This window comes from uncultured Bacillus sp. (genome assembly GCF_958411575.1).
GTDB lineage: Bacteria > Bacillota > Bacilli > Bacillales > Bacillaceae > Bacillus > Bacillus spizizenii.
In genome coordinates this window covers 275,947-301,409 of record NZ_CATYRA010000003.1, presented here as the reverse complement: position 1 = coordinate 301,409, position 25,463 = coordinate 275,947, and the positions used below count along the sequence as shown (strand labels likewise).

Here is a 25,463-nt window from a genome sequence, read left to right as displayed (position 1 = left end):
TTTTAAATTTTGGATAATGAAAGCTGATCTTCTGGCAGTGCTTTGAGTGAGCCGTCATTGTTTAATACAGAACGCCATGTATAACGCGGTTCATAACCAAGGATCTTTTTCGCTTTATCGATTGCCATCAGCGTTTCATATCCTTTTATATCTCTTTTTAAAGAGACATCCGGGAAAAACCGCTTAACTAAGTCTTCACTCGGTTCTTTCATGATGGTGTCCGGCGCAGTAATATGGAAGACATCGTTCCCGAGATTATTTTTTTCGACTGCAAGGAGGCAAGCGTGTGCTGCATCTCTTACATCGCAATACGCCCATGCATTTTTCTTTTGTATCTCTTTTTGCTGCTCGTTCCAGTGCATGCCAGGGATTTTTTCGTACTCATCAGGCTCATATATATTCGCAAAACGGAGGGTGACGATTTGTGTTTTGGTAAGCTTTGAATACATATCTGAGAGAATTTCAGTCAGCCGTTTTGCCATGGCATACGATGATTTTACGATCGTCGGGTGCTCTTCGTCTACAGGAAGGTAGCTGAGCTCTTTCGGGACAAACGGATATCCCAGTACCGTTTCACTTGAAGCCCATACCAGCTTAGGGATTTTAAAATCTTTACAGGCTTCCAGGACATTAAAATTGACGAGCATATTATTTTCAAATATCGCCTGAGAGGTATTCCTGACATCGGTCGGGATATTCCCGAGGTGGACCACAGCATCACAGCCCATAATAAGCTGGCATACCTGGCCATAATCCCGCAAATCTGCTTGAATAAATTTTTTCGATGCTGATTCTTCTCTTAATAACCGATCTGACGCTGTCACATCGTGGCCGGCCTCCAATATTGTTCTTACGGCCCAACGACCGATTTTGCCTGCTGCCCCAGTTACCACTACTTTCATGTTTTCACTCCTTTTTCTTGTTTAAATGAGATCGAACCCCATGATTAGGCTTCCCGAGGATTAGCGTTTTATTAGCAACAGTTTTCATAGGAGCAGAATGGGGAGGTTAAAACAACACATAATAAAAAAGACACCCTAATAAAAGGTGTCTTTTCATATTATGCTTCTTTCGGTTCCCCAGCTTCGACAAGCTCTTCTGCCGCAAGCTTTTTGACTTCAATATAAGCGACATGGTGACCGTCAATTTCGTTGATGATAAATTCGCAGCCTTCTTCGATGATAGAATCGCCTTTTTCAACATCGTATTTTTGGGTAAGGAACCAGCCGCCGATTGTATCGACTTCTTCGTTCTCTAAATGGATGCCGAGCAGGTCGTTTACTTGATCGATCAACACTTTTCCGTCAAGAATATAATGGCCTTCGCCGATTTTGCGGATTTCGTTAATTTCATCAATATCAAATTCATCGCGGATTTCACCGACGATTTCTTCGATAATGTCTTCAACCGTCACGAGCCCGGCAGTCCCGCCGTATTCATCAGACAGGATGGCCATGTGAACCCTGTCTTTTTGCATTTTGACAAGCAGATCTTGGATCGGCGCAGATTCAATGACGTGAATGATCGGGTTGACGAATTGAGAAATGGTGGAATCAACAGATACCTCGCCGCTGATGCAGGCGGTCAGCACTTCTTTAATATTAATAACCCCGATAATGTTATCCTTATCGCCCTCTTCTACAGGGTAGCGGGTATATTTTTCAATCTGAATGATGTCCATCATTTCAGAAATCTTGATATCATGCGGAAGGCTGACAATTTCGGTCCGCGGAATCATAATTTCTTTCGCGAGCCTGTCGTCAAATTCAAAGATTTTATTCACATATTTAAACTCTGACTGGTTAATTTCACCGCTTTTATAGCTTTCAGACAGAATGATTCGCAGCTCTTCTTCAGAGTGAGCGAGTTCGTTTTCTGAAACGGTCTCCAGGCCAAATGCTTTTGTCAATAACCGTGCGGAATTGTTCAAAAGCCAAATGAACGGGAACATAATGCGGTAAAACCAAATCAGCGGTTTCGCAAACAGCATAGACACTGCTTCCGCCTTTTGGATAGCGACTGTCTTAGGTGCAAGTTCTCCGACAACAACGTGCAGGAACGTGATAATGGCATACGCAAAAATAAACGATATGACATGTGAAAGGGAACCTGGAACGTTCAATTGTACGAAAAGCGGGTGAAGCAGCCTTTCAATCGTTGATTCACCTAAAACCCCTAATCCGATGGAAGTCAATGTAATTCCGAGTTGACACGCAGATAAATATTCATCAAGATGCGTGGTCACTTTTTTTACGGCTATTGCTGCTTTATTTCCTTCCGCGATCAGCTGATCAATCCGTGAGCCTCTGATTCTGATAATGGCAAACTCAGATGCAACGAAAAATGCCGTCAGGGCGATTAAAACAGCAACTAAAATCAAATTCACTATGTCCAATTAGAACCTTCACTCTAGCATTGAGAATGAAGGTAACACCTCCTGTTAGATAAAATGGTTTTAACTTAACAGCAGCATAAATGATTGGAACACGGCGAGCTTTTCGGGCGGGAGCTTGCTTTTCAGCTTGTCACGATCCTCGGGCTTCAGCCGTTCAAACCGATGCAAGATTCCGGAGATGTTTTGATTCATATGATCAATTTCTAATGCCAGATTTCCAATTTCATCATCAAGTTTAGCTGAAGAGGGAAACTGGTTCTCCAGTCGATCTTTAATATCGGACAGGGCCAATCGCTGCTTCTTACAATCTACAATAAATATAAGCCGTTTGAGTGCATTTTCGTCGTAGTAACGGTAATTTGAACAGGATCTGGCCGGCGTAAGCAGACCGATATTCGTATAATAATCAACTGTTCGTTTCGTTACTCCGGCAAGTGCCGCTAGTTCACTGATACGATAAGTCTCAGCCCCATCTATATCCCTCCCAACCATCACGTTATAGTTATGAGAATAGTTTAATATATGAACGGTGTCTTGCACAAGTTTATTGTTTTTTTCCAGACGGGAACTGGAAGTGTGGAATTCATCATCTAATTGAAGTAACATATAGAGATAGAATTTTCAAACTTTTATATGCGGAAGGGACAGATGAAATTGGCTGTGTTATCCCGGGAAATTGAAGAAAACTTAAATAAAGGCTCATGGATTCGCAAGCTGTTTGATGAAGGCGCAAGGCTGAAGAAAGAGTTCGGGGATGACCAGGTATTTGATTTTTCACTCGGCAACCCGATTGTTGAACCGCCCGAAGCTTTTAAGAGAGCATTAATAGAGGAAGCTGAAAAAGGCAATCACGGATACATACAAAACCAAGGGCTTGCGGCAGCGCGAGAAAAAGTCGCGCAATTTCTGGCGTCCCGTTTTGAAGCAAAGTTCTCGGCAGAACGCGTCGTCATGACGGTGGGCGCGGGCGGCGCATTAAATGTCGCTTTAAAAAGTATCGTAAACCCGGGAGATGAGGTCATTATTCTCGCACCTTATTTTGCCGAGTATAAATTGTATATTGAGAACTACGGAGGAAAGGCTGTCAGCTGCCCGTTGACCTCCCGGTTCGAGATCGATATTGATGCGGTAAGGCAATCGATCACTCCAAAGACGAAAGGGCTGATTCTCAATACACCTCATAACCCGACAGGCACCGTTCTCAGCCAGAAAAATATAGATGATTTAGGCGCTTTATTAAAAGAAATAGAAGAGAAGAGCGGCCAGACGATTTATGTGCTGTTTGATGAACCGTACAGTCAATTCATTTATGATGAAGAGCTGGCAAATCCGTTTCAATCGTATCATCGTGTGATTTTGGCGAGCTCATTCAGTAAGGATCTCGGCATAGCTGGGGAGCGGCTCGGGTATATCGGATTGGATAGCAAGATGCCGGATGCAGGCCTTTTGATCAACGCTTTTGTGTACTGTAATCGAACGCTTGGATTTGTGAATGCCCCTGTCATGATGCAGCGGGCTGTGGCAAGAATGGATGATTTAAGAGTAGATGCGAGCGCTTATAAAGAGCGCAGGGATTTAATGGTCGACATTTTAAAGGAAGCCGGTTTTGAATTTGAAATGCCGAAGGGCGGCTTCTTCGTTTTTCCGAAATCGCCAATTGAAGATGAAGTCGCATTTTGCGTGCATGCCGCCCAAAAATACAAACTATTAATCGTGCCGAGCAGCGGTTTTGGAATGAAAGGGCACTTCCGTTTATCCTTCAGCGTGCCGATCGAGCAGATTAAAAACTCACGGGATATTTTCATATCCTTATATAGAGATTTTGCTTAGGAAAGCAAAGAAAAAGAAAACGGCTTTAAATGCTGTTTTCTTTTTTTATTCACAAAATCCTCCCTCTTCCAATCCAAACAGGCAACTGACAAAAGTCTAAAAATTAAAAATCATTTTTGGAATGAGTTGTGTTACAATAAAATATACAAATTATAATCAAACTTTGACTTGGAGGTGGTATGATGGGGCCCTCTGCTTAGGCAACAATACACCGCGTACCTCAATGTTAAGGAAAAATGATTATATCAGGAGGTGACTCCTTATCCTTTCCATGAGGGGGATAAGGTTAAATGGACGATATTGACAGTCTGATTTTAATTGGCGTGCTCATTGCTTTAACCGCGTTTTTCGTTGCAAGCGAGTTTGCGATTGTTAGAGTAAGGAGATCCAGAATTGATCAGCTTATAACGGAAGGAAACAAACGGGCGATACTCGCAAAGCGTGTCATTACAGATTTGGATGAATATTTATCCGCATCCCAGCTGGGCATTACATTGACATCAATCGGACTCGGCGTGCTGGGGGAGCCGGCATTTGAACGGCTGCTGCATCCATTGTTTGAACCGCTCGGTCTGCCGGAATCGGTTTCTCATGCGATTTCATTTGCGGTCGCATATGGCTTGATCACGTTCCTGCACGTTGTTGTGGGTGAACTGGCCCCGAAAACGGTCGCGATTCAAAAGGCAGAGCAGCTGACCTTGCTGATAGCGGGTCCATTGCGTTTATTCTATGTGCTCCTGTTTCCGTTTATTTGGATCCTCAATGGATCGGCGCGGCTTTTATGCGGCATGTTCGGTTTAAAGCCTGCGTCAGAACATGACGGTTCCCATTCTGAGGAAGAACTCAGAATGCTGTTGTCTGAGAGTTTAAAAAACGGAGAGATTAATCCGTCTGAATATAAATATGTGAATAAAATTTTCGAATTTGATAATCGGATCGCCAAAGAAATTATGATACCGCGGAAGGAAATGGCCGCTGTGTCAACAGAGATGACAATGGCCGAGATGCTTGAAGTCATGCTGAAGGAAAAATACACGCGCTGGCCTGTCACAGACGGGGACAAAGACAGTGTCATCGGTTTAGTTAATACGAAGCATTTGTTTTCTGATTTGCTGTTTATGACAGAAGAGGAACGAATGAAGATGACGATCCATCCGTATGTACGGCCCGTAATCGAAGTGATTGAAACCATCCCGGTCCATGACTTGCTGATTAAAATGCAGCGCGAACGTATTCATATGGCCATATTGTCTGATGAGTACGGAGGAACCTCGGGACTTGTGACGACAGAGGATATTCTTGAAGAAATTGTCGGCGAGATCAGAGATGAATTTGACGAAGATGAACAGCCGCTGATCCAAAAGCTTGACGACCGCCATTATGTGATGGACGGAAAGGTTCGGATCGATCAGGTGAACAGCCTTCTTGGCGCATCCATTCATGAGGACGTCGATACGATTGGCGGACTGATATTAAAAGAAAATATCGATATTGAGGCTGGTGAATCCATCCGCATCGGTTCATATACGATAAAGATACTGAAGATGGACGGCCGATTAATCAAGCAAATCGATATAAAAGAAGAAGCTGGCAACACAACCGGGATTACGGCGCACCACACGCTGCCAATGCCCGAGCCTGTGATGCTGAACAGTGCAACCTTGAGCGAGAAATAAGCTCAAGGTTTTTTTACGTTGCAATTGTCCAGCCGCACCAAAATGCCAAAAGCGACCCGCAAAGCGTCAGGGCGATGTACAAGATGCTTTCCATTACGCGTTTGGCCAGCAGGAGCTGAACACTTTCAACGCTGAAAGTGGAAAAGGTTGTAAAGGCGCCAAAAAAACCCGTGCCGATGATGAGGGAGGCCGAAGCATTTGTAACGTGAAGCCCTGTAAATATTCCAAGCCCGAGAGCTCCGAGAATATTGACTGTTACTATGCCGATGGGCAGGCTGAGACCTTTGGCTTTGGCGGTTATGACATCGCCAACCCAGAAGCGCAGCATCGCGCCAAGACCGCCCGCTATGAAGATACCCGCTAGTGTCATCTTTCCTGCAGCCCCTTTCTTAGCTGAATGCCTGCTATGCCCCGTCCCGCCAGAACGCCAATCAGCGCAAGAACGATTCCCGATATCAGTGAAACTGCCATATACAAAGCAGCCAGTGAGGATTGTGCTTGCAATAGCATCACCGTTTCTTTAGAAAACGTAGACATTGTCGTAAAGCCTCCGCAAAAGCCGGTGCCTAAAAAAGCCGACAGCAAAGGCCGTTTTGCCCTGATCATAAAAAAGCCGGTCAGAATGCCTAATAGAAGGCTGCCAGCCGCGTTTTCCAGCCAGGTTGCTGCCGGGAATTGATCGGTGTGTATCCACATATTTAATCCGTATCGGAGGCAGGCGCCAAGCGCGCCTCCGATAAAAACTGCGCTATATATTTTCATGTTTTCCATCCTTTATGATGAAATCCGGGTAGTCTGTTACGATGCCGTCCACGCCCATGGCTTGTAATTTTGCTGCTGCCCTTTGATTCTTGACAGTCCATGCAAATACTTTTAAGCCGTTTTTATGGGCGGAAGCGATCATCAGCCGGTTGAGCCGTGTGTATTTTATATTGACATAGTTTGCGATAGATTGGCAGGCCTTCAGCTGATTTCTGGACAGCATGCCAAAATTGGGCCTTATAATGACTGCTGTCGGAATCGATGGATAAAGCTCGCGGAACCTCTGGACGGAGCGGAACTGAAAGGATTGGACAATATTATTAATAGAAAAAGAAAATTGCCCTAACAGCTGTCCCGCTTCTTCTTCAATTCCGACTTGAGATGGATGGCCTTTTAATTCAATTAAAAGACCTATTTTTTTGTGGTAGCGCTTGAGCACTGCTTCCAAGGTTGGAATACGCTCTCCCTGAAAAGCGGGGCCGTACCAGCTTCCTGCATCGAGCTTCTGCAATTCCTCCAATGTAAAATCCTTTACAAAACCCGAGCCGTTTGTTGTTCGGTCAACCCTGTCATCGTGTATCACAACAATCTGCCTGTCTTTTGTAAGCTGGACATCCAGTTCGATCATATCTGCATTCATTTCCGCCGCAAGGTCAAATGCGGCAAACGTATTTTCCGGAGCGTAACCTGATGCTCCGCGATGGGCAATGGTGTACAAGCTAAGTCAGCTCCTCGTATGGGCATTTCTGTTATTGTATCAAATCCATATATGCGCGGCGATACAAACTGGTGAATTTTTTCTGCCATATCGGAATGGTCCGGGCTTAGGACTGCGTATAACTAAAAAAAGACACTCAGCGCATCAGAACATATTTCGCCAGGAAATTAGGCCTTTCGACATATTCACAAAACATTCTGTTACTTTATAATAGCAAAAAAGGAGGCGAGATCATGGGTAAAGGGAGAATCAGAGTGGAGGAAAGAATTAAAGCCGAAACGGATGCTGAAATGCAAAAAGCAACTCTCCTTGATCAGACACAAACGAAAAAAAGTAAGTGACTGTCCCTATTGAATCTGGCTGATAGATGAATTGAGAAATGACCCCGGCGTTCCGCCGGGGTTTTGTGCTGGAAAAAGACATTTAGAAGCGCATCTTTACGAATCTTTTAGTATAATAAACATTCGATTTAAGTAGAAGGGAGACTGTCATGCCAGATTATCTGCAGCAATATTTCACGCTTGATAAAATCATACAAATCGGCATCAGCTTGGCGATTTTGCTGGTGTTTCTTATACTGAGAAAACTGTTTACAAAATATTTCTTTCAGTTGCTATTTAATGTAACGAATCGGCGGAAAACAGAAATTTTCAAACAGGTGGTTCTTGCGTTTGAAAAGCCGGCCAGATGGTTTTTTGTTGCCTTAGGGCTGTTTTTAGCGATCCGGTATTCACCGTTTTTAGACGAACAAATGCCGGTCATCAGCAAAATATATCGCTCACTGATTGTTGCGCTATTGTGCTGGGGGCTTTGTAATTTGACCGCAGCGTCGTCGTTTATCTTCCATAAGGTGAATCAGCGCTTCGAGCTGGACATGGATGACATTCTGGCACCGTTTTTATCCAAATTGCTCCGTTTTGTCATCATTGCGCTCAGTGTCAGTGTGATCGCTCAGGAATTCAATTATGATGTCAACGGGTTTGTGGCGGGCCTAGGTCTTGGCGGACTGGCTTTTGCGCTTGCAGCGAAGGATACCATCAGCAACTTCTTCGGCGGTATCATTATCATTACTGAAAAGCCGTTTACCATCGGTGACTGGGTGGAGACGTCGACAGTAACTGGATCAGTAGAAGATATTACCTTCAGGAGCACGAGATTCAGAACAGCACAGGGGGCGCTTGTAACGGTGCCGAACTCTACGCTGTCGATGGAAGCGATCACGAACTGGACGAGAATGACCAAACGCCAGATCACGTTTTCCATCCATGTATCCTACGCAACGCCGATTGAGAACCTTGAACGCTCCATTCGTTCTCTCAGAACCATGCTCTTGGAACATGAGGGCGTTGATAATGAAACGATCATGGTCAACTTTGATACGTTTGCCGACAGCTACTACAATTTATTTTTCAACTTCTATACAAAAACAACGATTTGGGCTGAAAACCTTGATGTTAGAGAGGATATCAACTATAAAATTATTGAAATCCTCGCCGCAGAAGGTGTTGAGTTTGCCTACCCAGGCCAAATGGTTTTTGTAAAGCAAAAGCACCAAAACGATCCGTTCCAAGTCAATCTTAATAAAGAGGAAAAGGAACGGGCTTAAAAAGAGAAAGACTTCGTCTGACAGAGGCGGAGTCTTTTTCGTGGTAAAATAAGAGAAAAAAGGCGGTGTTGAGTTGGAAGCATTCAAAAATATTCTAAAAGAATCGCAGCGAATTGTCGTGCTGACTGGCGCGGGGATGAGCACAGAATCAGGGATTCCCGACTTTCGTTCAGCCGGAGGCATTTGGACGGAGGATGCCTCAAGAATGGAAGCGATGAGCCTTGATTATTTTTTAAGCCATCCGCGTCTGTTTTGGCCTAAATTCAAAGAATTGTTCCAGATGAAAATGAGCGGCAGCTTTGAACCGAATGAAGGGCACTTGCTTTTAGCTGAGCTGGAGAAGCAAGGGAAGCAGGTCGATATCTTTACGCAAAACATTGACGGTCTTCATAAAAAAGCAGGGAGCAGACATGTGTACGAACTGCATGGCTCTATCCAGACAGCAGCTTGTCCGGCATGCGGGGCCCGATATGAACTCCCTCATTTGCTGGGGCGGGAGGTGCCGGAGTGTACGGCGGCCGGCAAAGATGGCGGGATATGCGGAACGGTATTAAAAACCGATGTTGTTCTCTTTGGCGATGCGGTCTTGCACTTTGACACCCTTTATGAAAAGCTGGATCAAGCCGATCTTTTATTGGTCATCGGCACGTCTCTTGAAGTCGCTCCGGCGAGATTTGTGCCTGAGGACGCAAGCCGGATTCCCGGCATGAAGAAGGTCATCATTAACCTTGAGCCGACGTATTGCGACAGCTTGTTTGACATGGTCATCCACCAAAAAATTGGAGAGTTTGCCCGAAGTTTGGGCATAAAAAAGTGAGGCCGCCCATATGCGTGCGCCTCACTTTTTTATTCATGAACAGGAACCATAGTGTCCTCTAACACTCCGAAGGAATAGCCTTTTTCTTTTAGTTTATTGATTAATGCCGGCAGCGCGTATACGGTAGCGGGAAGATCATGCATGAGAATGACATACGGCCTGCTTGAATGGCTGTGTTCCATATTCTCAAGCTGCTGTAATACCGCCGTCACATATTTTGAATTCCGGTATTTCCAGTCCATGCTGTCAATCGTCCAATCCCAGTACACAAAACCGTCTTTCTCAAGATTGCGGATTTGTGAAGCGGTCAGTGACGGCTTGCTCCCGTATGGCGTTCTGACAAGGTCAGTTTTATATCCTGTAATGTCTTGCAGCGTATCACGCGCCTCCTGCATTTCTTTTAACGGAGATGTCGGTGTTTGATAGAACAATTTGTTATTATGGGTGACGCCGTGTAAACCGAGTGCGTGGCCTTCCTTTTCTGCCCTTTTCACCGCTTGTTTGAATTCGTTCATCCGCGGTGACAGCATAAAAAATGTCGCTTTTACATCAGCGCTTTTCAGTACGTCGAGCAAGCGGTTTGTATAGGCTGACGGGCCATCATCGAAGGTTAAGTAAACCGTCTTATCTCCCATGTTCTGCTTTGTCTGCAGATGTTTTATCAGCAGATCGGGGGAGTCGTTTTTCAGCTTCAGGCTTTCCTTCTCATTGCGAAGCTGGCCGTTTGTGGTGGCAGTGACTTCCTTTGCTTTCGATGAGCTGTTGGAATACCCTAGAATCACCATAAGCAAAAGCAGCACACATAAAACTGCTAAACTTGCAAATTTAAAAGCAAGCGAAATGGCAGAAGGAGAAGCGTCTCCTCTTGTTTGTCGCATAACAATCTCTCCATTGGCATAAAATCTCTACATACCGCTGTACAGCAGGCAGCTTATGAAGATGCCATATGTTTACAACCTATGTATCACCAGTCAAGTATACAGGAATAAAACTGGAAAGAACATAGAAAATTTGTCGAAATGTCAGATTTTAAGGAAAAAATAAACTCCTTCCCGCTGTAGATCTCTTGGATCTTTCTGTTTTTCAGCTAGTCCAATATGGTAGAATAAGTGACAATGACAGCTAGAAAAACCATCAGGGAAATCTCGAAAAGGGAGGGCTAATATGAAGGTTTTAGTCAACGGCCAGCTGATCGAACGCAGCGAAGCTTCGGTTGATTTGGAAGATCGCGGTTATCAGTTTGGTGACGGTATCTATGAGGTTATCAGGGTGTACAAAGGGGTATTGTTCGGCTTGCGCGAGCATGTGGAGCGTTTTTTCAGAAGTGCGGCTGAAATCGGAATGTCACTGCCGTTCAGCATAGAAGATTTAGAGTGGGACCTGCAAAAACTTGTACAGGAGAATGCGGTCAGTGAGGGAGCGGTATACATTCAGACAACAAGAGGTGTGGCGCCGCGAAAACACCAGTATGAAGCTGGACTTAAGCCGCAGACTACTGCTTACACATTTACTGTAAAAAAACCGGAGCAAGAGCAGGCATACGGAGTGGCAGCCATTACAGATGAGGATCTTCGCTGGCTGAGATGCGACATTAAAAGTCTGAATTTACTGTATAATGTTATGACCAAGCAAAAAGCCTATGAAGCAGGAGCATTTGAAACTATTTTACTAAGAGACGGCACTGTTACGGAAGGTACATCTTCTAACGTTTATGCAGTTATCAATGGGACGGTGCGAACGCATCCGGCTAATCGGCTCATTCTCAATGGAATTACACGGATGAATATTTTAGGGCTTATTAAAAAGAACGGGATCGAGCTAGAAGAGAAGCCTGTCAGTGAGGAAGAACTGAGACAGGCGGAAGAGATCTTTATTTCGTCAACGACAGCAGAGATTATTCCAGTCGTGGCGCTTGATGGAGAATCGGTTGGAAGCGGTGAACCCGGACCGGTGACAAAACAGCTTCAGGCTGCTTTTCAAGAAAGCATTCAGCAGGCAGCAAGCATTTATTAGTGAAACATAAAAAAAGAGCCCGCTTTGCAAGCGGAGCTCTTTTTATTTTTTAATAAATCCAACCAAAATTGAGATCATCGGCGATATATAGAGGAAGAACGTAAACGGGATATAGTCTATGACGGGAACACCAAGTGTGCTCGCCATAAAAGCACCGCATACTCCCCAAGGGATCAACGGATTTATTAATGTCCCGCCGTCCTCTAAGGATCTGGAAAGAAATTTTCGCTGGATGTTTTGTTTGTCGTATAAGGCTTTAAATGATTGTCCCGGAATTAATATGGAAAGATACTGTTCGCCGGTTGCCAAATTGATGCCGATGCTTGAACAGACAGTTGCCGCAATCAGCTGGCCTTTTGAGCGGATGCCTTTCATGACACCCTCCAATAGCGCGGAAATCAATCCGATTTTCTCCATCAGTCCGCCGAGTGCAAAAGCAATCATAATGAGCGAGACTGAGCCCATCATGGATTGCAGTCCGCCTCTGTTGATAATTTTAGCGGCGGCCTCATTGTCAGTTTCGAACGTCGTGCCATTTTGTAAAGCTGTCATAAACCCCTGCAGGCTGCTGTCAGGGATAAAAATAGCAGTCAAAATTCCCGAGGAAATAATTCCGGCAGTCAGCACGGGAATCACGGGCACACGCTTAACCGCCAGCAAAACGACCAAGAGCGGTGAAAGAAGCGCCCACGGCGTTACGTTTGCGGCATCCTTGATTCCGGTTATGACATGTTGAATATCATCAGTTGAAGCAGTGTCCGCTGACACAGATAACCCGAGAAAGTAAAACAGCACGATGGTGATGAGCAAAGCTGGAATAGTAGTGCCCATCATATGGCGAATGTGTTCAAAGATTGGTATTTCGCCTATACCGGCGGCAAAATTGGTTGTGTCCGACATCGGCGACATTTTATCACCAAAGCATGCGCCGCATATGACCGCGCCTGCCGTCCATTCAAGCGGAACGCCGGCCGCGCTCGCCACGCCGATCAGCGCGACCCCAATCGTGCTCACAGTTGTCAGGCTTGAGCCGACAAGCGTGCTGATGATCATGCAGGAAAACAAAGCAGTCAAAAGAAGGTGGCTGGGTTCAATAAAGGACAGGACATAAACCGTCACGGACGGTATTGCGCCACTGTACATCCAAGCGCCGATTAAGATGCCGATCAGCGCAAGAACGATAATTGGCTGTACGCCGTTCTTGATCCCATCTGTAATCCCTTTTTCTAAGGACTTCCAGGAAAAACCGAACCATAAACCGGCAGCTGAAAGCATGACAACACATAGAAACAGCGGGATATGCGGTTCTGTATGAAGCAAGAATAAGCAAGAAATAATGATTCCTAACATAAATATAAATAAACCGACGGCTAACGGAAACGTCAGCTTTTTTTGAGAATCCAAAATAACACCCCATATTTATCTTTAATGCTTTTGTGCTTTTGGGCACGAAAGCATTATAACAGAAAAAAACGAAAATCTATGTTTTTTCACAATTATGAATTTAAAAAAGCGAGCACAGGGCGTGCTCACTTTACAATCAGGACGGGTATATCCGATTTCGCTGATAGCTTTTCACTTACACTTCCGAATATTAGCTTTTTCAGCCTGTTTTGGTCTCTGCTTCCGGTTACGATCATATCGGCAGAAATGCGGTTTGCATACTCGATAATTGATTCAGCCGGATCGCCTTCTAATATATCAATACTTCCGTCTGCCTGCTGGTCATTCAGCATCATTCTGGCTTCGGCGATGACTTCTTCCGTACGGTCTTCATAGATCATTGGCTCAGGTGGTGCAACATCTGATATCAGCGGATCAGGGACACTTGTCATGCCTCCGCCAATATAGCTTGCCCCTGCTGCGGGCCTTGGCGGGTCGATGATGGTCTGAGTGTCTTTCATATCATGTGAATGGGCGACGGTAATGGCAGCATTTACGGTTTTAGCAAGATCGATGGCTGTCTGCAGCGCTTTCTTACTATTATCACTTCCGTCAAACGCAACGATGATACGGTCAGCATGAAACATCATTCTCACCCTTTCAAAAACGTCTTACAACACAATACCCAGATTCGGGTACAATTAACCTTTTCCTATTCAAGTAATGATTGACAAAAAAAGGTTTTGTTTATATGATGAAAAAAAGATGAAATCAGAATGGAAGGAGGGTTTGCTATGCCAAGGAATTTGCGTGTTTACAAAACAGTTTCATATTGGCGCGGCAAACCCTATGTTCTGTTTGATTGAACGGTTTTTTAAGTCTAGCCGCGCGCTGAAAAGCGCTGTGCATATCATATCGGTTAAAAAAGGCATGGAGCTGACGCTTCATGCCTTTTTTATATACAAAATTGAAGGAAAGACAGGTGTATGGGATGTGAAGACAAATACAAAGGCGAGGGCAGCTCATGTCAAGCGAAGCGAAAAAAGCAGCAAGGGAAAAATAGAAGGCGGCTGATGAGATAAAGGAGATGGAGATCGATGTTTTCAGTATTGAAAAAGCTTGGCTGGTTTTTTAAAGCGTACTGGCTGCGCTATACGATTGCAATTGTGCTTTTATTAGGAGTTAATGTAATTGAAATGTTTCCGCCTAAGCTCTTGGGGAACGCCATAGATGATATGAAATCGGGGGCGTTTACTGCGAAAGGGCTGCTGTTTTATATCGGTATCTTTTTTGCGCTGACGGCGGTCGTGTATATCATGTCTTACTTTTGGATGCACCAGCTGTTCGGCGGAGCGAACTTGATGGAGAAAATTCTCCGTACGAAGCTGATGGGGCATCTTCTGGCCATGTCGCCGCCGTTTTATGAAAAAAACCGGACAGGCGATTTGATGGCACGGGGGACGAATGATCTTCAGGCTGTCAGTTTAACGACGGGGTTTGGCATCTTGACATTAGTCGATTCTACGATGTTTATGATGACGATCTTTTTGACGATGGGAATTCTAATCAGCTGGAAGCTGACCTTTGCCGCCATTATCCCGCTTCCTATTATGGCGATTGCAATCAGTCTATACGGAAGTAAAATTCATGAAAGGTTTACGGAGGCCCAAAATGCGTTCGGGGCGCTGAATGACAGGGTGCTTGAATCCGTTTCGGGCGTGCGGGTGATTCGCGCGTATGTACAGGAAACAAATGATGTCCGCCGGTTTAATGAAATGACCGCAGATGTTTATCAGAAAAATATGAAAGTGGCTTTTATTGATTCACTTTTTGAGCCGACGGTAAAGCTGCTTGTCGGTGCCAGCTATCTGATCGGGCTCGGCTACGGAGCGTTTCTTGTGTTCCGGAACGAGCTGACGCTTGGCGAGCTTGTTTCCTTTAATGTTTATCTCGGCATGATGATTTGGCCGATGTTTGCAATCGGTGAACTCATTAATGTGATGCAGCGGGGCAATGCGTCATTAGACCGGGTAAATGATACCCTTTCTTATCAAGCGGACGTGATGGACCCAAAGCAGCCCGTTGAACTGAAAGAGCCTGGAGATATTGTTTTCAGCCATGTCAGCTTTACATATCCAAGCTCAACAAGCGGCAATATTCAAGATATTTCGTTTACGGTACGAAAAGGGCAGACTGTCGGGATTGCCGGTAAAACCGGGAGCGGAAAAACGACGATTATTAAGCAGCTTTTGCGCCAGTACCCTGCCGGTGAAGGGAGCATCACATTCTCTGGCGTGCCGATTCAGCAGATCCCTCTTGACCGGCTCCGCGGGTGGATCGGATATGTGCCTCAGGATCATTTGCTGTTTTCACGGACAGTAAAAGAAAATATTTTATATGGAAAACAAGATGCAACTGATGAAGAGGTTAACCAAGCCATTGCCGAAGCACATTTTGAAAAAGATTTACATATGCTTCCATCCGGTTTGGAGACGATGGTTGGTGAAAAAGGGGTAGCGCTGTCCGGCGGGCAAAAACAAAGAATTTCGATTGCGAGAGCACTTATGGCGAATCCGGAGATTTTGATCCTGGATGATTCGCTTTCTGCCGTAGATGCCAAAACAGAGGCTGCGATTATCAGGAATATCAGAGAAAACCGCAAAGGAAAAACGACATTTATTTTGACACACCGTTTATCCGCGGTAGAGCATGCTGACCTGATCCTTGTGATGGACGGCGGCGTGATTTCTGAGAGAGGCACGCATCAAGAACTAATGGCCAATAATGGGTGGTACCGGGAACAATATGAAAGACAGCAGCTGTTCACTGCGGAAGAAGGGGGAGCAGGGGCATGAAAACAGGAAAAACGTTATGGAGATACGCACTCCTATATCGGAAATTGCTGATCACTGCCGTCCTATTGCTTGCGGTCGCCGTCGGGGCAGAACTGACTGGGCCGTTTATCGGCAAAAAAATGATTGACGACCATATCCTCGGTATTGAAAAAACATGGTATGAAGCTGCGGAAAAAGATAAAAACGCCGTTAAATTTCACGGCACTTCTTATGTCAGAGAAGACCGTATCCAGGGACCTGTTTCTCAAGAAAAAGAAGCGCATATTTATCAAGTAGGAATGGCGTTCTATTTTATTGATCAGGCTGTCAGCTTTGACGGGAACAGAACGGTTTCTGACGGAAAGCTGACAATCACAAATGGAGACAAGAGCCGGACATATGCTGCCGAAAAGCTGACAAAAGAGGAGCTTTTCCAGTTCTATCAGCCGGAAATAAAGGGAATGGTGTTTTTGATCTGCCTGTATGGGGGTTTGCTTGTGTTTTCGGTTTTCTTTCAATATGGACAGCATTATTTGCTGCAGATGAGCGCCAATCGGATTATTCAAAAGATGAGGCAGGACGTGTTTTCACACATACAGAAAATGCCGATTCGCTATTTTGACAACCTTCCGGCGGGAAAAGTGGTTGCGCGGATTACCAATGATACGGAGGCCATCAGGGATTTATATGTCACAGTGCTGTCAACATTTGTGACAAGCGGAATCTATATGTTCGGAATATTCACGGCTTTGTTTCTGCTGGATGTTAAGCTCGCGTTTGTGTGCCTGGCAATTGTGCCGATTATCTGGCTGTGGTCGGTCATATACCGGAAATACGCGTCTTATTATAATCGAAAAATCCGCTCGATCAACAGTGACATTAACGCAAAAATGAATGAGTCCATTCAAGGCATGACAATTATTCAGGCTTTCCGTCATCAAAAGGAAACAATGAGAGAATTTGAGGAATTAAATGAATCTCATTTTTATTTTCAAAACAGGATGCTGAATCTAAACTCCTTAATGTCCCATAATCTTGTCAATGTGATTCGGAACCTTGCGTTTGTCAGTCTGATCTGGCATTTTGGCGGTGCAAGCCTGAATGCGGCCGGGATTGTTTCTGTCGGTGTGCTGTACGCGTTTGTCGATTATTTGAACCGGTTATTTCAACCGATCACAGGCATCGTCAATCAGTTTTCAAAGTTGGAGCTTGCACGGGTTTCCGCCGGGCGTGTTTTCGAACTGCTTGAAGAAAAGAATACGGAAGAAGCGGGTGATCCGGCGAAGGAGCGCGCGTTGGGGCGGGTTGAATTTCGTGATGTGTCATTTGCTTATCAAGATGGTGAAGAGGTATTAAAGCATATTTCCTTTACCGCGCAAAAAGGCGAAACCGTAGCGCTTGTCGGCCATACCGGATCAGGAAAAAGCTCGATTTTGAATCTCCTGTTTCGTTTTTATGATGCGCAAAAAGGAGATGTTCTGATTGATGGGAAAAGCATTTACAACATGTCAAGACAGGAACTCAGATCCCATATGGGCATTGTGCTTCAGGACCCGTACTTATTCTCGGGCACAATCGGATCTAACGTGAGTCTGGATGACGAAAGAATGACCGAAGAAGATATCAAAAAAGCACTGCGGCAAGTCGGTGCCGAGCCGCTTCTGGAAAAGCTTCCAAAAGGCATTAATGAACCTGTGATTGAAAAAGGGAGCACGCTATCCTCTGGAGAGCGGCAGTTAATTTCTTTCGCAAGAGCTTTGGCGTTTGATCCCGCCATTTTGATTTTAGATGAAGCAACGGCGCACATTGATACAGAGACAGAAGCCGTCATCCAGAAGGCGCTCGATGTCGTTAAACAAGGACGCACCACCTTCGTCATCGCACATCGGCTTTCAACAATCAGAAACGCGGATCAGATTTTGGTCCTCGATAAAGGAGAAATTGTTGAGAGAGGAAATCATGAGGAATTGATGGCAGTCAAAGGGCAATATTATCAAATGTATGAGCTGCAAAAGGGCCAGAAACATTCCATTGCATAACGCTCAAAAACCCAAAACAATCGTGTTTTGGGTTTTTTATGTAGTTAATAAGCCAGTCCGGCACGGTATCCGACATACTCTCCTGTAACAAGCTCACGATGTAGAAAATCAGCAGTGTCGCCGACCGTAATGCTCGTGCCGCCCTCCGGCAAAACGTCACGCTCTGTACGATAAATGCCGGTTGCTGTTCCGTCCGGGAGGTAAGTGGGACAGATAATTGTCCAGTCTAACGAGGAATCTTTTAGCATTTCGTATACTTTTGCATGCTCCTTGGCTGCGCGGGTTAGCTTTCGTTTCGATTCATTTGTTTCAAACCGATATTTTCCCGGTTCATATCGGGAATTAAGAATGCCTGCGGTACCGATCGTAATCAGCCGTTTGATATGCTGTTCTCTCATAAAGGCGATTATATTTGCCATAGCTGCGGACAGGGTATCATTACCATCTGTGCCGAGACAACTGATCACGATTCCAGCATCCTTCACAACTTTTTTTACATCTTCCCGGCGGCGCGCGTTCCCCATGACGATTCGGTCTTTTGGAAGGGGAAGCTCAGCATGTTGAGATCTGACCAGAGCGTAAATGTCAAACTGTTCATCTGCGGCAGCTTGTTTTAAAAAGGCTTGTCCGACGCGGCCGCTGGCACCAAATAAAGCGATTTTCATCAAATAACCTCCTCGCCCCTCATTATAAAAGGATGTTCTCAGTTTGAACAGCGGGGGAAAGAATACCTGGACAAATAGACAGAACGATGGGAAACATATTCATGAATCATGGATATACTTACGAACTGAACCAGCTCCCAATTTACAAAGGCGATGAATGCCACCCTTATTCCCTCCCTTTTTTTCTAGGATATGTGGAGTGGGAAAAAAGGGTGACAAATATAAAGAGAGCGCGGAAACCGCGCCCTCAGCGTGTCGACAAACCCTCGCATTCGTTGTCAAGGCTGTGCTTCGGTGCTCACGAATTTCAACATTCGCTGTGCTCCGATGCTCGCATTTCCTAGACTTCAAGGGTTTTCAATCACGCTGAAAAGATGACAAGATCCTAAAACTATAAACAGTTTTAGGATCTTGTCAATAATCTAAGAGAGCGCGGGAAACCGCGCCCTCTAAAGCCATATATTGAATTGTTATTGAACTCTGCCGCCCATTTGCTGCTGAGCGAAAGATACTAAACGTTTTGTGATTTCTCCTCCGACAGAACCGTTAGCGCGGGAAGTTGTTTCCGCTCCAAGGTTAACGCCGAATTCAGAAGCGATTTCAAGTTTCATTTGATCGATAGCCTGAGCTGCGCCAGGAACTAGTAAGTCATTTGAAGAGTTTTGGTTAGCCATGTGTAAAATCTCCTTTTTGTATAGTATGGTTGGGTTAACTGGAGTTGCACCAGTCTGTGGACCCGTCTCGGGTGTCACTGCCGCTCGGCGTAACCCAATGCTTGCCGGCTTGTTACTAGTATTATGTTAAAATGGCCGGAAACTCATGCGGAGAATTGAGTGGTAAATCTTGAGAAGGCATAAAAAAGCTTAGCCTGAACGGCTAAGCTAGTCATAAATATGAAAAAGCATCAGTTCATGTATCTCGTTTGTAAGAGCAGGCTCGTCAGCGCGGGCGGGAAACAAATCTCCCCATTCAATCTCACCGCTTTTATGATAGATGCCTTCATAATGGGTTCCTTTATAATAAAACGAAATTCTCCATCCAGGCAGCTTTTCTTTTTGGAACAAAGGTTTCCAGCTGAAATGAGAAATCATTACGGCCACGCTCCTTAAAATTGATATCAATTGACCTGAATACGAACGAATCATGTTCATTGTACCACTGTTTCAAAACATCATTGAAGAGTTCTTTGTGATGCAGTTTGTCCTATATTTTGACAAAAATAAAGCCCGCTTTATCAAAAAAAAGCGGGGCAGATTATGAAGGCCACAGCGCATCATGGGAGGTGATCGCCTTCTCGGATAGATATGACGCGTATTCAAAGCTTCTTCGTTTTGTCAGAGAATCAACATGATGCAAATTCGGATGAGAAAAGATACTGCGGCCCGGGCGTGAATTTGCTTCAAACATCCATACCTTACCGTTCTGATCAATGCCAAAATCGAAACCGATCTCCCCGATAAACCCCTCGATATGATCATGAAGCACATGACTTGCCGTCAGTGCCGCAGCAGAAAGCTTTTTAATGACCTCAATTCTTTCAGCGGGATCATCGTATACTTCTGCAAGTGTTTTTACGATTCCGCCATTAGAAAGATGTGTTGTAATGCTGTTTTCTCCGGAAATCTTGACGGCTATTGCTGTCACCGTCCATTTCCCTATTCTGTTTTTATTCGTATGGACACGAAAATCCGCTGGTTTGCCTTGAAATTCGATTAGATCGACACCTTGCTGAATGAGAAAGTCAGACGGGTCGTGCTGTTTTTGAAAGGCTGCCAGAAATGCGGCGGCATCGGAATAATCGATTGAAGAAAACGTTTTGGCGTCATTCGTATGTTTCACCGTCAGGCCGTTGTCTGTTTTTGTCAGCTGATAAATGCCGGTGCCGAGTGCTCCGTTAGCCGGTTTGATATAAACTTTTTTGTATGCAGCACAGAGCTCATCAATCCGTTTCTCAGATGGTGTCAGCTCGGATTTCGGCAAGAAAGGGGCTGTTCTCGGATCTTGTTCGAGCAGTTGATGAACGCTCCATTTATTAAAAAACGTTTTATTAAACCATGGAATTTGATATTCATCGATTAGTCTCTTTTTTGTATGTTGCAAGAGAAGCGAATCTTCAATTTTTCGGTTGGGCAAACGGTCATAAACGACGTTCGGCAGGGGGACGATTTTTTTCTCCCAGCCGTTTTCTCTGTAGAGGAGCCCCTCAATCGTGCCTTCCTCCCAATTGATTTGGTGCGCGCCAAAAACGAAGCAGTAGCCTCCGGCTTGCTCGTGTAACGTGACGAGCTTAGAAAAAAAGAGGGAACGATCCTTAAAAGGTCGTTCAAGAGATACGGTAAATCCCGCCGTAAAGATGCCGATTAACGGCCCGATATGCACCGTATGATCATGAATCAAAATGTCAGCCCTGCTTCGGTGGGGAAGCAACAGCTCATGATATAGATTTTCAGAGAGAAGCACGGTTTGGTCTAGATGCTGTCTGTAAGAAACGTGGCATCTGACAACCTTCGTCCCGAACGCGGCATGCAAGAGTCCGTCTCGTTTCAGCGAAGAAGGCAGAAACAGGGTATTTTCACTGTTTTTGTCTATGCCGATCAAAAACCGTTTACGATTCACGCGGAAGAACTCCTTTCTGGCTTTGCTCAGAAAACAGATATTGGCAGCGCTTTAGGGGACAAGTGTACAGGTGTTCTTTTTGCTCGGGTGAAACACGCAGGATTGACTTTCTGCCCGGCTTGGAATTGATATCCAAGATCCAAATTCTCCCGTCCTTCGCAAGGCATATATCAAGCCCGAGTTCAAACAGCGGCCCGTAGCGCTCGTCAAGATAATACGGAACCGATTGTGTAATCGAGAACACGTCATCAAGTAAGACCACTTGTTGTTTTTTCGGTATATCTTCAAACCAAGAATCAAATGTCAGCGCATCAGATCCGCCAGACAAGTTGGCCAGCAGCCCGTGTTTGTATCCGCGTCTCACTGCCTTTCCAACTGTATTCCATTCACCTGCTTCGTTTTTTTCCATGAACAGGCGGATATCACACGGATATTGTTCCTTATCTTGAATATTTAAATAAGGCTGAAGCAAATATTGATGCTGAAGCACTTTTTTGCACCATGTTTTAAAAGAAGCCTGGTTGGAAAAGGTTTTTGTCTGCTTATCTTTTCCGATGTGATACGTAGCGGTTATGTTTTTCTTGCCCAGCTCCAAAAGAATCACGCCTCTGCCTCCTGCGCCGAATGCTGGTTTTAAGATGCAGGCTTTTTCTTTGGATAAGAAGGAGTGAATTTGATCATAACGGCTCACCTTCATCGTTTCCGGAATATAAGGATTGATCACAGGATGCTGCTGCAGATCATGAAGGACGGTCCACTTATCGGGAAGGCCGCGCCCGATAAATTCCGTTTTTGGATATTTTTTGAGCCACTCAACGATAGGTTTTGCTTTTTGGGATTGTGAATCCTTGCCGTAAAAACAGCGGTCATAAATATAATCTGGAATCGCCATTTCGGTTTCGTTCCATGTACTGCTGGCCGAATGATAAACCGATGCTTTGACACGCAGGGTGTCAGGAGAAATATCAAACGGTGTAAACCGGATGAAACGTATGCCAAATTCGGGTGCTCTCTTGGCCAACTCTGCAGAATAGTCCGCTTCATGCTGGCGGGATAAGGACATAAAACCGAGTGTTATCATGGTGAGACTCCCCCTTTTATTCAAAAGCTGCCGGCGGGTGTCAGCAGCTTTACGCTAAATACATTCAGGATGAACGCAGCTGACGGTATTCTACTTTACAGATTACGATTCTTCACCTTGCCCTATTCCAAAAGAACAAGCTGATTTTCTGACAACAGGAATTTGTCTCCTCGTTTGCTAAGTGATTGCATGAGCCTCTATAATACGAATAGGTACATCATCTATATAAAAAAAGCTGAATGACAGATGGAGGAAGATGAATAGGAATGGGTATTGCAGGAACCTTTATTTTTATGATCGTGATCGGCGCTGCTATTGGCGCGGTGACCAATCATTTAGCAATTCAAATGCTATTTAGGCCCTATAAGGCGTACTACTTGTTTGGAAAACGAGTCCCTTTTACCCCCGGGCTGATTCCGAGACGACGGGATGAACTTGCAAAACAAATGGGACTGATGGTAGTCAATCATCTCTTAACCGCTGAGGGCATTAAAAAGCGGCTCGTTTCTGATGCAGCCAAAACGCAGGCTCTTCAAGTCGGGAAACAGCTGATTCAAAAGCTGTCACTTTCTGAAATGACAGTGAAAGAAGCGCTTGAAAAAGCCGGGGTGAAGCGTCCTGATGAAGCGGCAGACACATGGATCAGCCGCTGGACGGATGATAAACTGAATGAGCTTTTCCGTCAATACGAGCACCAATCGTTAAAAGACCTGGTGCCTTTGGAAGTGCAGGATAAGCTTGAGGAAAAGATTCCGATGATTTCAGGGTATATATTGTCACGCAGTGCAAGTTATTTTGAAAGTGATGAAGGAAAAATCCGTCTCGGCAATATGATTGATGGCTTTTTAAAAGAACGCGGCATGCTTGGAAGCATGGTACAAATGTTTCTGGGTAATACAAGCCTTGCGGACCGCGTACTGCCGGAGCTGCTGAAGTTTTTGCGGAATGAGGAAACAAATAAACTGCTTTCTGATCTTTTGAAAAACGAATGGGGCAAGCTGAGGGAGTATACTTTTTATGAAGCAGACGAAAAATGGAATGCAAAAGCGCTCATTTTCAGCCTGAAACGAAGAGTGCTGCAAACATTTTCGACTGCTCCTTTCTTCGACAATACAATTGGCACACTCACCGTCCGCTATGAATCTGAGCTGACCGAGCAAATGCTGCCGGCACTGTTAGACAAATTACTTGAAGGGGTTTCGGCTAATCTTGAAAGTGTCTTAAAACGGATGCGCCTTGAGGAAATCGTCAAGGAGCAGGTGGATCAGTTCCCGGTGCAGCGGCTTGAAGAAATGGTGCTGTCCATTTCAAAAAAAGAATTTAAAATGATTACCTATTTGGGAGGCCTTCTCGGCGGAATCATAGGTGCAGTTCAAGCGTTGTTTGTCACCCTTTTTTAAGAAGAAATGGTTCTTGAATAATGAAAGGAGCTCCATAGTCTGTTATAGTGGAGTGGTATGTCTAAACGGCAATGATGAAAGGAGCTATTCACAATGGCTGTTAATTTTTATGATGTAGCATATGATCTGGAAAATGCATTACGCGGGAGCGAAGAGTTCACCCGTTTAAAAAACCTTTACGATGAAGTAAATGCAGATGAATCAGCGAAGCGCATGTTCGAAAACTTCCGTGATGTGCAGCTTAGACTCCAGCAAAAACAAATGGCAGGAGAAGAAATTACACAAGAAGAAGTGACTCAGGCTCAAAAAACAGTTGCGCTTGTACAGCAGCACGAAAAAATTTCTCAGCTGATGGAAGCGGAGCAGCGCATGAGCATGCTGATCGGCGAATTGAACAAAATCATTATGAAGCCTTTAGAAGAGCTTTACGGCAGTGTCGAAGGTTAATCAGCAAAATCCCTTCTTGGAAAAGAAGGGATTTTTTATTTATTCAACAAACTTGGAAATCCAATGAATCTTTTACCTCTCCATTGATAATCACTGATAATGTATGAATTCCTTTGTAATGCTTTCTGGTAGTTAGATCCTTAAAGGATTGAATTTTTGTGTACGACTTCGTTTCGTTTTTTCTTATATTTGTTTCTGTTATTTTAAATACTTTTTGATGACGCTGACCCCTTGCTTTTACAAAATCAATTGCGTACTCAATTCTTACTTTTTGATCCCTGTCTGAATGAATAAAGAAAGAAAATTCAAGGCTTTTGCCAATGGCTATACGGCTGGATTGACATGTTAAATCATGTAATTGTATCGAATCAGCATTTTCATAACCGAAAAGCGCTAAGGCCTGTTTATCACCCTTTTTTAATAAGGTCCGATAGGCGTGTTTGATGATCCAATCGGTATCAGAATGTGTTCCATACCATTGGTCTGCGATTTTTCTCAGCAAATGAGGGTGCGTTTTTGATATATCATTAAGGTTGTTGGCCACGCTTTTCCTTACATACAAGGATTCGTCCTGCATCAGCTTCTCAAGGATTGGCAGGACAGGGGAAGGGTCCAATTTCAAAGCGGGTATCGATTTTCCCCATGGCAGGCGGGGTCTGCTTCCTTCACTCGCAAGTCTTCTCACGTGTTCATTTTCATGCTCGGACCATTTAAGCAATTGTGCAATCATTTTTTCTTGGTCTAAAAGCAAAAAAGGTCTTACAGCAAATTCTGAGGTAGAATATTGTGTAAAGTATTCCAATGCCTTTATTGATTCCTCCCAATGCGCTAACCCGTACTGTTCCACATAATCAGGGAATAGAATTCCGCTGAGTCCTTTAAAATGAGGGGCCGCATCCCGTAAAATTGCGAGCGCTTCATTGTAACGTTTTGGCAGTGTTTCGTATAAGGAAACTGTAATGCGGCGCATCCGCTCTTTTAAAGCGAGTTCAGGCCAGTCTTCCTGCAGCAATTGTTCCTCGAAGCTGTCTTGATTAAAATCAGGACAAGATGCCTTTATATGGTGTATCAATCGAGATATCAGTTTTTCATTGTATATTTCTTTTAAATCAGCCATCTGATCACCGCTTTTTCGTTTATTATTTATATTATATGAGAATGTATGTTCTCCATCAAGTCGC

Annotated in this window: 26 protein-coding genes and 1 pseudogene; 11 read left to right on the top strand and 16 right to left on the bottom strand. The window is 44.6% G+C overall.

The window, feature by feature from the left end:
- Positions 1 to 2 precede the first annotated feature (2 nt).
- The 3 genes from Q5C82_RS07305 to cueR all read right to left on the bottom strand — a co-directional run bounded on the left by Q5C82_RS07305 (position 3) and on the right by cueR (position 2,887).
- Complete coding sequence (locus tag Q5C82_RS07305) at positions 3 to 902, bottom strand: NAD(P)-dependent oxidoreductase (RefSeq protein WP_003224186.1); 900 nt, start codon at positions 900 to 902, stop codon at positions 3 to 5.
- 158 nt (positions 903 to 1,060) lie between these two features.
- Positions 1,061 to 2,395: a hemolysin family protein gene (locus Q5C82_RS07300; protein ID WP_003224188.1), complete on the bottom strand. Its 1,335-nt coding sequence runs from the start codon at positions 2,393 to 2,395 to the stop codon at positions 1,061 to 1,063.
- Between the two features lie 60 nt (positions 2,396 to 2,455).
- The gene (gene cueR / locus Q5C82_RS07295; RefSeq protein ID WP_032727347.1) at positions 2,456 to 2,887 is read right to left on the bottom strand and encodes a Cu(I)-responsive transcriptional regulator; all 432 of its coding nucleotides are present in this window, start codon (positions 2,885 to 2,887) and stop codon (positions 2,456 to 2,458) included.
- Between the two features lie 156 nt (positions 2,888 to 3,043).
- Here cueR and Q5C82_RS07290 point away from each other — a divergent pair, with 156 nt between their 5' ends.
- Positions 3,044 to 4,225 carry a pyridoxal phosphate-dependent aminotransferase gene (locus Q5C82_RS07290; protein WP_003224192.1) on the top strand — a complete coding sequence of 394 codons (1,182 nt, stop codon included), beginning with the start codon at positions 3,044 to 3,046 and terminating at the stop codon, positions 4,223 to 4,225.
- A gap of 290 nt (positions 4,226 to 4,515) precedes the next feature.
- Positions 4,516 to 5,901 (top strand): hemolysin family protein, encoded by a 1,386-nt coding sequence (locus Q5C82_RS07285; protein ID WP_003224195.1) that lies wholly within the window; start codon positions 4,516 to 4,518, stop codon positions 5,899 to 5,901.
- A 13-nt stretch (positions 5,902 to 5,914) separates the two neighbouring features.
- On the opposite strand, the gene crcB is transcribed toward Q5C82_RS07285, so the two are convergent.
- From crcB to Q5C82_RS07270, 3 genes are read right to left on the bottom strand one after another with little or no spacing between them, the layout of a single operon-like run.
- Positions 5,915 to 6,271 (bottom strand): fluoride efflux transporter CrcB, encoded by a 357-nt coding sequence (crcB, locus tag Q5C82_RS07280; RefSeq protein ID WP_003224197.1) that lies wholly within the window; start codon positions 6,269 to 6,271, stop codon positions 5,915 to 5,917.
- Positions 6,268 to 6,663 carry a CrcB family protein gene (locus tag Q5C82_RS07275; RefSeq protein WP_003224199.1) on the bottom strand — a complete coding sequence of 132 codons (396 nt, stop codon included), beginning with the start codon at positions 6,661 to 6,663 and terminating at the stop codon, positions 6,268 to 6,270. The genes crcB and Q5C82_RS07275 overlap by 4 nt, the downstream gene beginning before the upstream one ends.
- A complete protein-coding gene (locus Q5C82_RS07270) occupies positions 6,650 to 7,381 on the bottom strand; it encodes a glycerophosphodiester phosphodiesterase family protein (RefSeq protein WP_003224201.1) in 732 nt (243 codons plus the stop codon). The genes Q5C82_RS07275 and Q5C82_RS07270 overlap by 14 nt, the downstream gene beginning before the upstream one ends.
- 233 nt (positions 7,382 to 7,614) lie before the next feature.
- Between Q5C82_RS07270 and Q5C82_RS07265 the strand changes: the two genes are divergently transcribed.
- The 3 genes from Q5C82_RS07265 to srtN all read left to right on the top strand — a co-directional run bounded on the left by Q5C82_RS07265 (position 7,615) and on the right by srtN (position 9,804).
- On the top strand, positions 7,615 to 7,722 hold the full coding sequence (locus Q5C82_RS07265; RefSeq protein WP_003224203.1) for a YhdX family protein: 108 nt from the start codon (positions 7,615 to 7,617) through the stop codon (positions 7,720 to 7,722).
- Between the two features lie 149 nt (positions 7,723 to 7,871).
- Positions 7,872 to 8,987, top strand: a complete 1,116-nt coding sequence (gene mscY, locus Q5C82_RS07260) for a small-conductance mechanosensitive channel protein MscY (RefSeq protein ID WP_003224205.1) — start codon at positions 7,872 to 7,874, stop codon at positions 8,985 to 8,987.
- A gap of 73 nt (positions 8,988 to 9,060) precedes the next feature.
- Positions 9,061 to 9,804 (top strand): sirtuin NAD-dependent deacetylase, encoded by a 744-nt coding sequence (srtN, locus tag Q5C82_RS07255; RefSeq protein ID WP_003224207.1) that lies wholly within the window; start codon positions 9,061 to 9,063, stop codon positions 9,802 to 9,804.
- 29 nt (positions 9,805 to 9,833) lie between these two features.
- On the opposite strand, the gene Q5C82_RS07250 is transcribed toward srtN, so the two are convergent.
- The gene (locus tag Q5C82_RS07250; protein WP_003224209.1) at positions 9,834 to 10,682 is read right to left on the bottom strand and encodes a polysaccharide deacetylase family protein; all 849 of its coding nucleotides are present in this window, start codon (positions 10,680 to 10,682) and stop codon (positions 9,834 to 9,836) included.
- Positions 10,683 to 10,968: 286 nt separating this feature from the next.
- Here Q5C82_RS07250 and dat point away from each other — a divergent pair, with 286 nt between their 5' ends.
- Positions 10,969 to 11,817 (top strand): D-amino-acid transaminase, encoded by an 849-nt coding sequence (gene dat, locus Q5C82_RS07245; RefSeq protein WP_003224211.1) that lies wholly within the window; start codon positions 10,969 to 10,971, stop codon positions 11,815 to 11,817.
- A 42-nt stretch (positions 11,818 to 11,859) separates the two neighbouring features.
- On the opposite strand, the gene nhaC is transcribed toward dat, so the two are convergent.
- The gene (gene nhaC / locus Q5C82_RS07240) at positions 11,860 to 13,221 is read right to left on the bottom strand and encodes a Na+/H+ antiporter NhaC (protein ID WP_003224212.1); all 1,362 of its coding nucleotides are present in this window, start codon (positions 13,219 to 13,221) and stop codon (positions 11,860 to 11,862) included.
- Positions 13,222 to 13,346: 125 nt separating this feature from the next.
- Positions 13,347 to 13,847: a universal stress protein gene (locus Q5C82_RS07235; protein WP_003224214.1), complete on the bottom strand. Its 501-nt coding sequence runs from the start codon at positions 13,845 to 13,847 to the stop codon at positions 13,347 to 13,349.
- Positions 13,848 to 14,010: 163 nt separating this feature from the next.
- Here Q5C82_RS07235 and Q5C82_RS07230 point away from each other — a divergent pair.
- From Q5C82_RS07230 to bmrD, 3 genes and pseudogenes are all read left to right on the top strand, one after another.
- Positions 14,011 to 14,169, top strand: a pseudogene (locus tag Q5C82_RS07230) (hypothetical protein); the annotation flags it as partial.
- Between the two features lie 128 nt (positions 14,170 to 14,297).
- Positions 14,298 to 16,055, top strand: coding sequence for a multidrug ABC transporter ATP-binding protein BmrC (gene bmrC, locus Q5C82_RS07225; RefSeq protein ID WP_003224219.1), 1,758 nt, complete (start codon positions 14,298 to 14,300; stop codon positions 16,053 to 16,055).
- Complete coding sequence (bmrD, locus tag Q5C82_RS07220; RefSeq protein WP_003224221.1) at positions 16,052 to 18,073, top strand: multidrug resistance ABC transporter ATP-binding protein/permease BmrD; 2,022 nt, start codon at positions 16,052 to 16,054, stop codon at positions 18,071 to 18,073. Before bmrC ends, bmrD begins: the two co-directional genes overlap by 4 nt.
- 44 nt (positions 18,074 to 18,117) lie before the next feature.
- Here bmrD and Q5C82_RS07215 read toward each other — a convergent pair whose 3' ends face one another.
- The 6 genes from Q5C82_RS07215 to spaC all read right to left on the bottom strand — a co-directional run bounded on the left by Q5C82_RS07215 (position 18,118) and on the right by spaC (position 22,435).
- Complete coding sequence (locus tag Q5C82_RS07215) at positions 18,118 to 18,738, bottom strand: NAD(P)-dependent oxidoreductase (protein ID WP_003224223.1); 621 nt, start codon at positions 18,736 to 18,738, stop codon at positions 18,118 to 18,120.
- A 38-nt stretch (positions 18,739 to 18,776) separates the two neighbouring features.
- The gene (locus tag Q5C82_RS07210) at positions 18,777 to 18,902 is read right to left on the bottom strand and encodes a hypothetical protein (protein ID WP_079996323.1); all 126 of its coding nucleotides are present in this window, start codon (positions 18,900 to 18,902) and stop codon (positions 18,777 to 18,779) included.
- Between the two features lie 306 nt (positions 18,903 to 19,208).
- Entirely contained in the window at positions 19,209 to 19,412 is a 204-nt protein-coding gene (sspB, locus tag Q5C82_RS07205) for a beta type acid-soluble spore protein SspB (protein WP_003224226.1), read from the bottom strand.
- 207 nt (positions 19,413 to 19,619) lie between these two features.
- Positions 19,620 to 19,838 (bottom strand): YheE family protein, encoded by a 219-nt coding sequence (locus Q5C82_RS07200; RefSeq protein WP_072566014.1) that lies wholly within the window; start codon positions 19,836 to 19,838, stop codon positions 19,620 to 19,622.
- Positions 19,839 to 19,992: 154 nt separating this feature from the next.
- Complete coding sequence (locus Q5C82_RS07195) at positions 19,993 to 21,354, bottom strand: YheC/YheD family protein (protein ID WP_003224231.1); 1,362 nt, start codon at positions 21,352 to 21,354, stop codon at positions 19,993 to 19,995.
- Positions 21,344 to 22,435 carry a spore coat associated protein SpaC gene (gene spaC, locus Q5C82_RS07190; protein ID WP_003224233.1) on the bottom strand — a complete coding sequence of 364 codons (1,092 nt, stop codon included), beginning with the start codon at positions 22,433 to 22,435 and terminating at the stop codon, positions 21,344 to 21,346. The genes Q5C82_RS07195 and spaC overlap by 11 nt, the downstream gene beginning before the upstream one ends.
- Positions 22,436 to 22,701: 266 nt before the next feature.
- Here spaC and Q5C82_RS07185 point away from each other — a divergent pair, with 266 nt between their 5' ends.
- Positions 22,702 to 23,835 carry a DUF445 domain-containing protein gene (locus tag Q5C82_RS07185; RefSeq protein WP_003224235.1) on the top strand — a complete coding sequence of 378 codons (1,134 nt, stop codon included), beginning with the start codon at positions 22,702 to 22,704 and terminating at the stop codon, positions 23,833 to 23,835.
- A 93-nt stretch (positions 23,836 to 23,928) separates the two neighbouring features.
- Positions 23,929 to 24,282 (top strand): YlbF family regulator, encoded by a 354-nt coding sequence (locus Q5C82_RS07180; protein ID WP_003224239.1) that lies wholly within the window; start codon positions 23,929 to 23,931, stop codon positions 24,280 to 24,282.
- Positions 24,283 to 24,325: 43 nt separating this feature from the next.
- Here Q5C82_RS07180 and Q5C82_RS07175 read toward each other — a convergent pair whose 3' ends face one another.
- A complete protein-coding gene (locus tag Q5C82_RS07175) occupies positions 24,326 to 25,399 on the bottom strand; it encodes a DNA alkylation repair protein (RefSeq protein WP_032727345.1) in 1,074 nt (357 codons plus the stop codon).
- Positions 25,400 to 25,463: the final 64 nt, after the last annotated feature.

Excerpts from the sequence above, each read along its gene's own strand:
- Q5C82_RS07290 (WP_003224192.1), top strand. The coding sequence starts at position 3,044 with ATGAAATTGGCTGTGTTATCCCGGGAAATTGAAGAAAACTTAAATAAA.
- Q5C82_RS07265 (WP_003224203.1), top strand. The coding sequence starts at position 7,615 with ATGGGTAAAGGGAGAATCAGAGTGGAGGAAAGAATTAAAGCCGAAACG.
- Q5C82_RS07215 (WP_003224223.1), bottom strand. The coding sequence starts at position 18,738 with ATGAAAATCGCTTTATTTGGTGCCAGCGGCCGCGTCGGACAAGCCTTT.
- Q5C82_RS07180 (WP_003224239.1), top strand. The coding sequence starts at position 23,929 with ATGGCTGTTAATTTTTATGATGTAGCATATGATCTGGAAAATGCATTA.
- cueR (WP_032727347.1), bottom strand. The coding sequence starts at position 2,887 with ATGGTTGGGAGGGATATAGATGGGGCTGAGACTTATCGTATCAGTGAA.
- bmrD (WP_003224221.1), top strand. The coding sequence starts at position 16,052 with ATGAAAACAGGAAAAACGTTATGGAGATACGCACTCCTATATCGGAAA.
- dat (WP_003224211.1), top strand. The coding sequence starts at position 10,969 with ATGAAGGTTTTAGTCAACGGCCAGCTGATCGAACGCAGCGAAGCTTCG.
- Q5C82_RS07305 (WP_003224186.1), bottom strand. The coding sequence starts at position 902 with ATGAAAGTAGTGGTAACTGGGGCAGCAGGCAAAATCGGTCGTTGGGCC.
- bmrC (WP_003224219.1), top strand. The coding sequence starts at position 14,298 with ATGTTTTCAGTATTGAAAAAGCTTGGCTGGTTTTTTAAAGCGTACTGG.
- Q5C82_RS07250 (WP_003224209.1), bottom strand. The coding sequence starts at position 10,682 with ATGCGACAAACAAGAGGAGACGCTTCTCCTTCTGCCATTTCGCTTGCT.
- Q5C82_RS07275 (WP_003224199.1), bottom strand. The coding sequence starts at position 6,663 with ATGAAAATATATAGCGCAGTTTTTATCGGAGGCGCGCTTGGCGCCTGC.
- sspB (WP_003224226.1), bottom strand. The coding sequence starts at position 19,412 with ATGGCTAACCAAAACTCTTCAAATGACTTACTAGTTCCTGGCGCAGCT.
- Q5C82_RS07175 (WP_032727345.1), bottom strand. The coding sequence starts at position 25,399 with ATGGCTGATTTAAAAGAAATATACAATGAAAAACTGATATCTCGATTG.
- Q5C82_RS07185 (WP_003224235.1), top strand. The coding sequence starts at position 22,702 with ATGGGTATTGCAGGAACCTTTATTTTTATGATCGTGATCGGCGCTGCT.
- mscY (WP_003224205.1), top strand. The coding sequence starts at position 7,872 with ATGCCAGATTATCTGCAGCAATATTTCACGCTTGATAAAATCATACAA.
- spaC (WP_003224233.1), bottom strand. The coding sequence starts at position 22,435 with ATGATAACACTCGGTTTTATGTCCTTATCCCGCCAGCATGAAGCGGAC.
- Q5C82_RS07235 (WP_003224214.1), bottom strand. The coding sequence starts at position 13,847 with ATGTTTCATGCTGACCGTATCATCGTTGCGTTTGACGGAAGTGATAAT.
- crcB (WP_003224197.1), bottom strand. The coding sequence starts at position 6,271 with ATGACACTAGCGGGTATCTTCATAGCGGGCGGTCTTGGCGCGATGCTG.
- Q5C82_RS07285 (WP_003224195.1), top strand. The coding sequence starts at position 4,516 with ATGGACGATATTGACAGTCTGATTTTAATTGGCGTGCTCATTGCTTTA.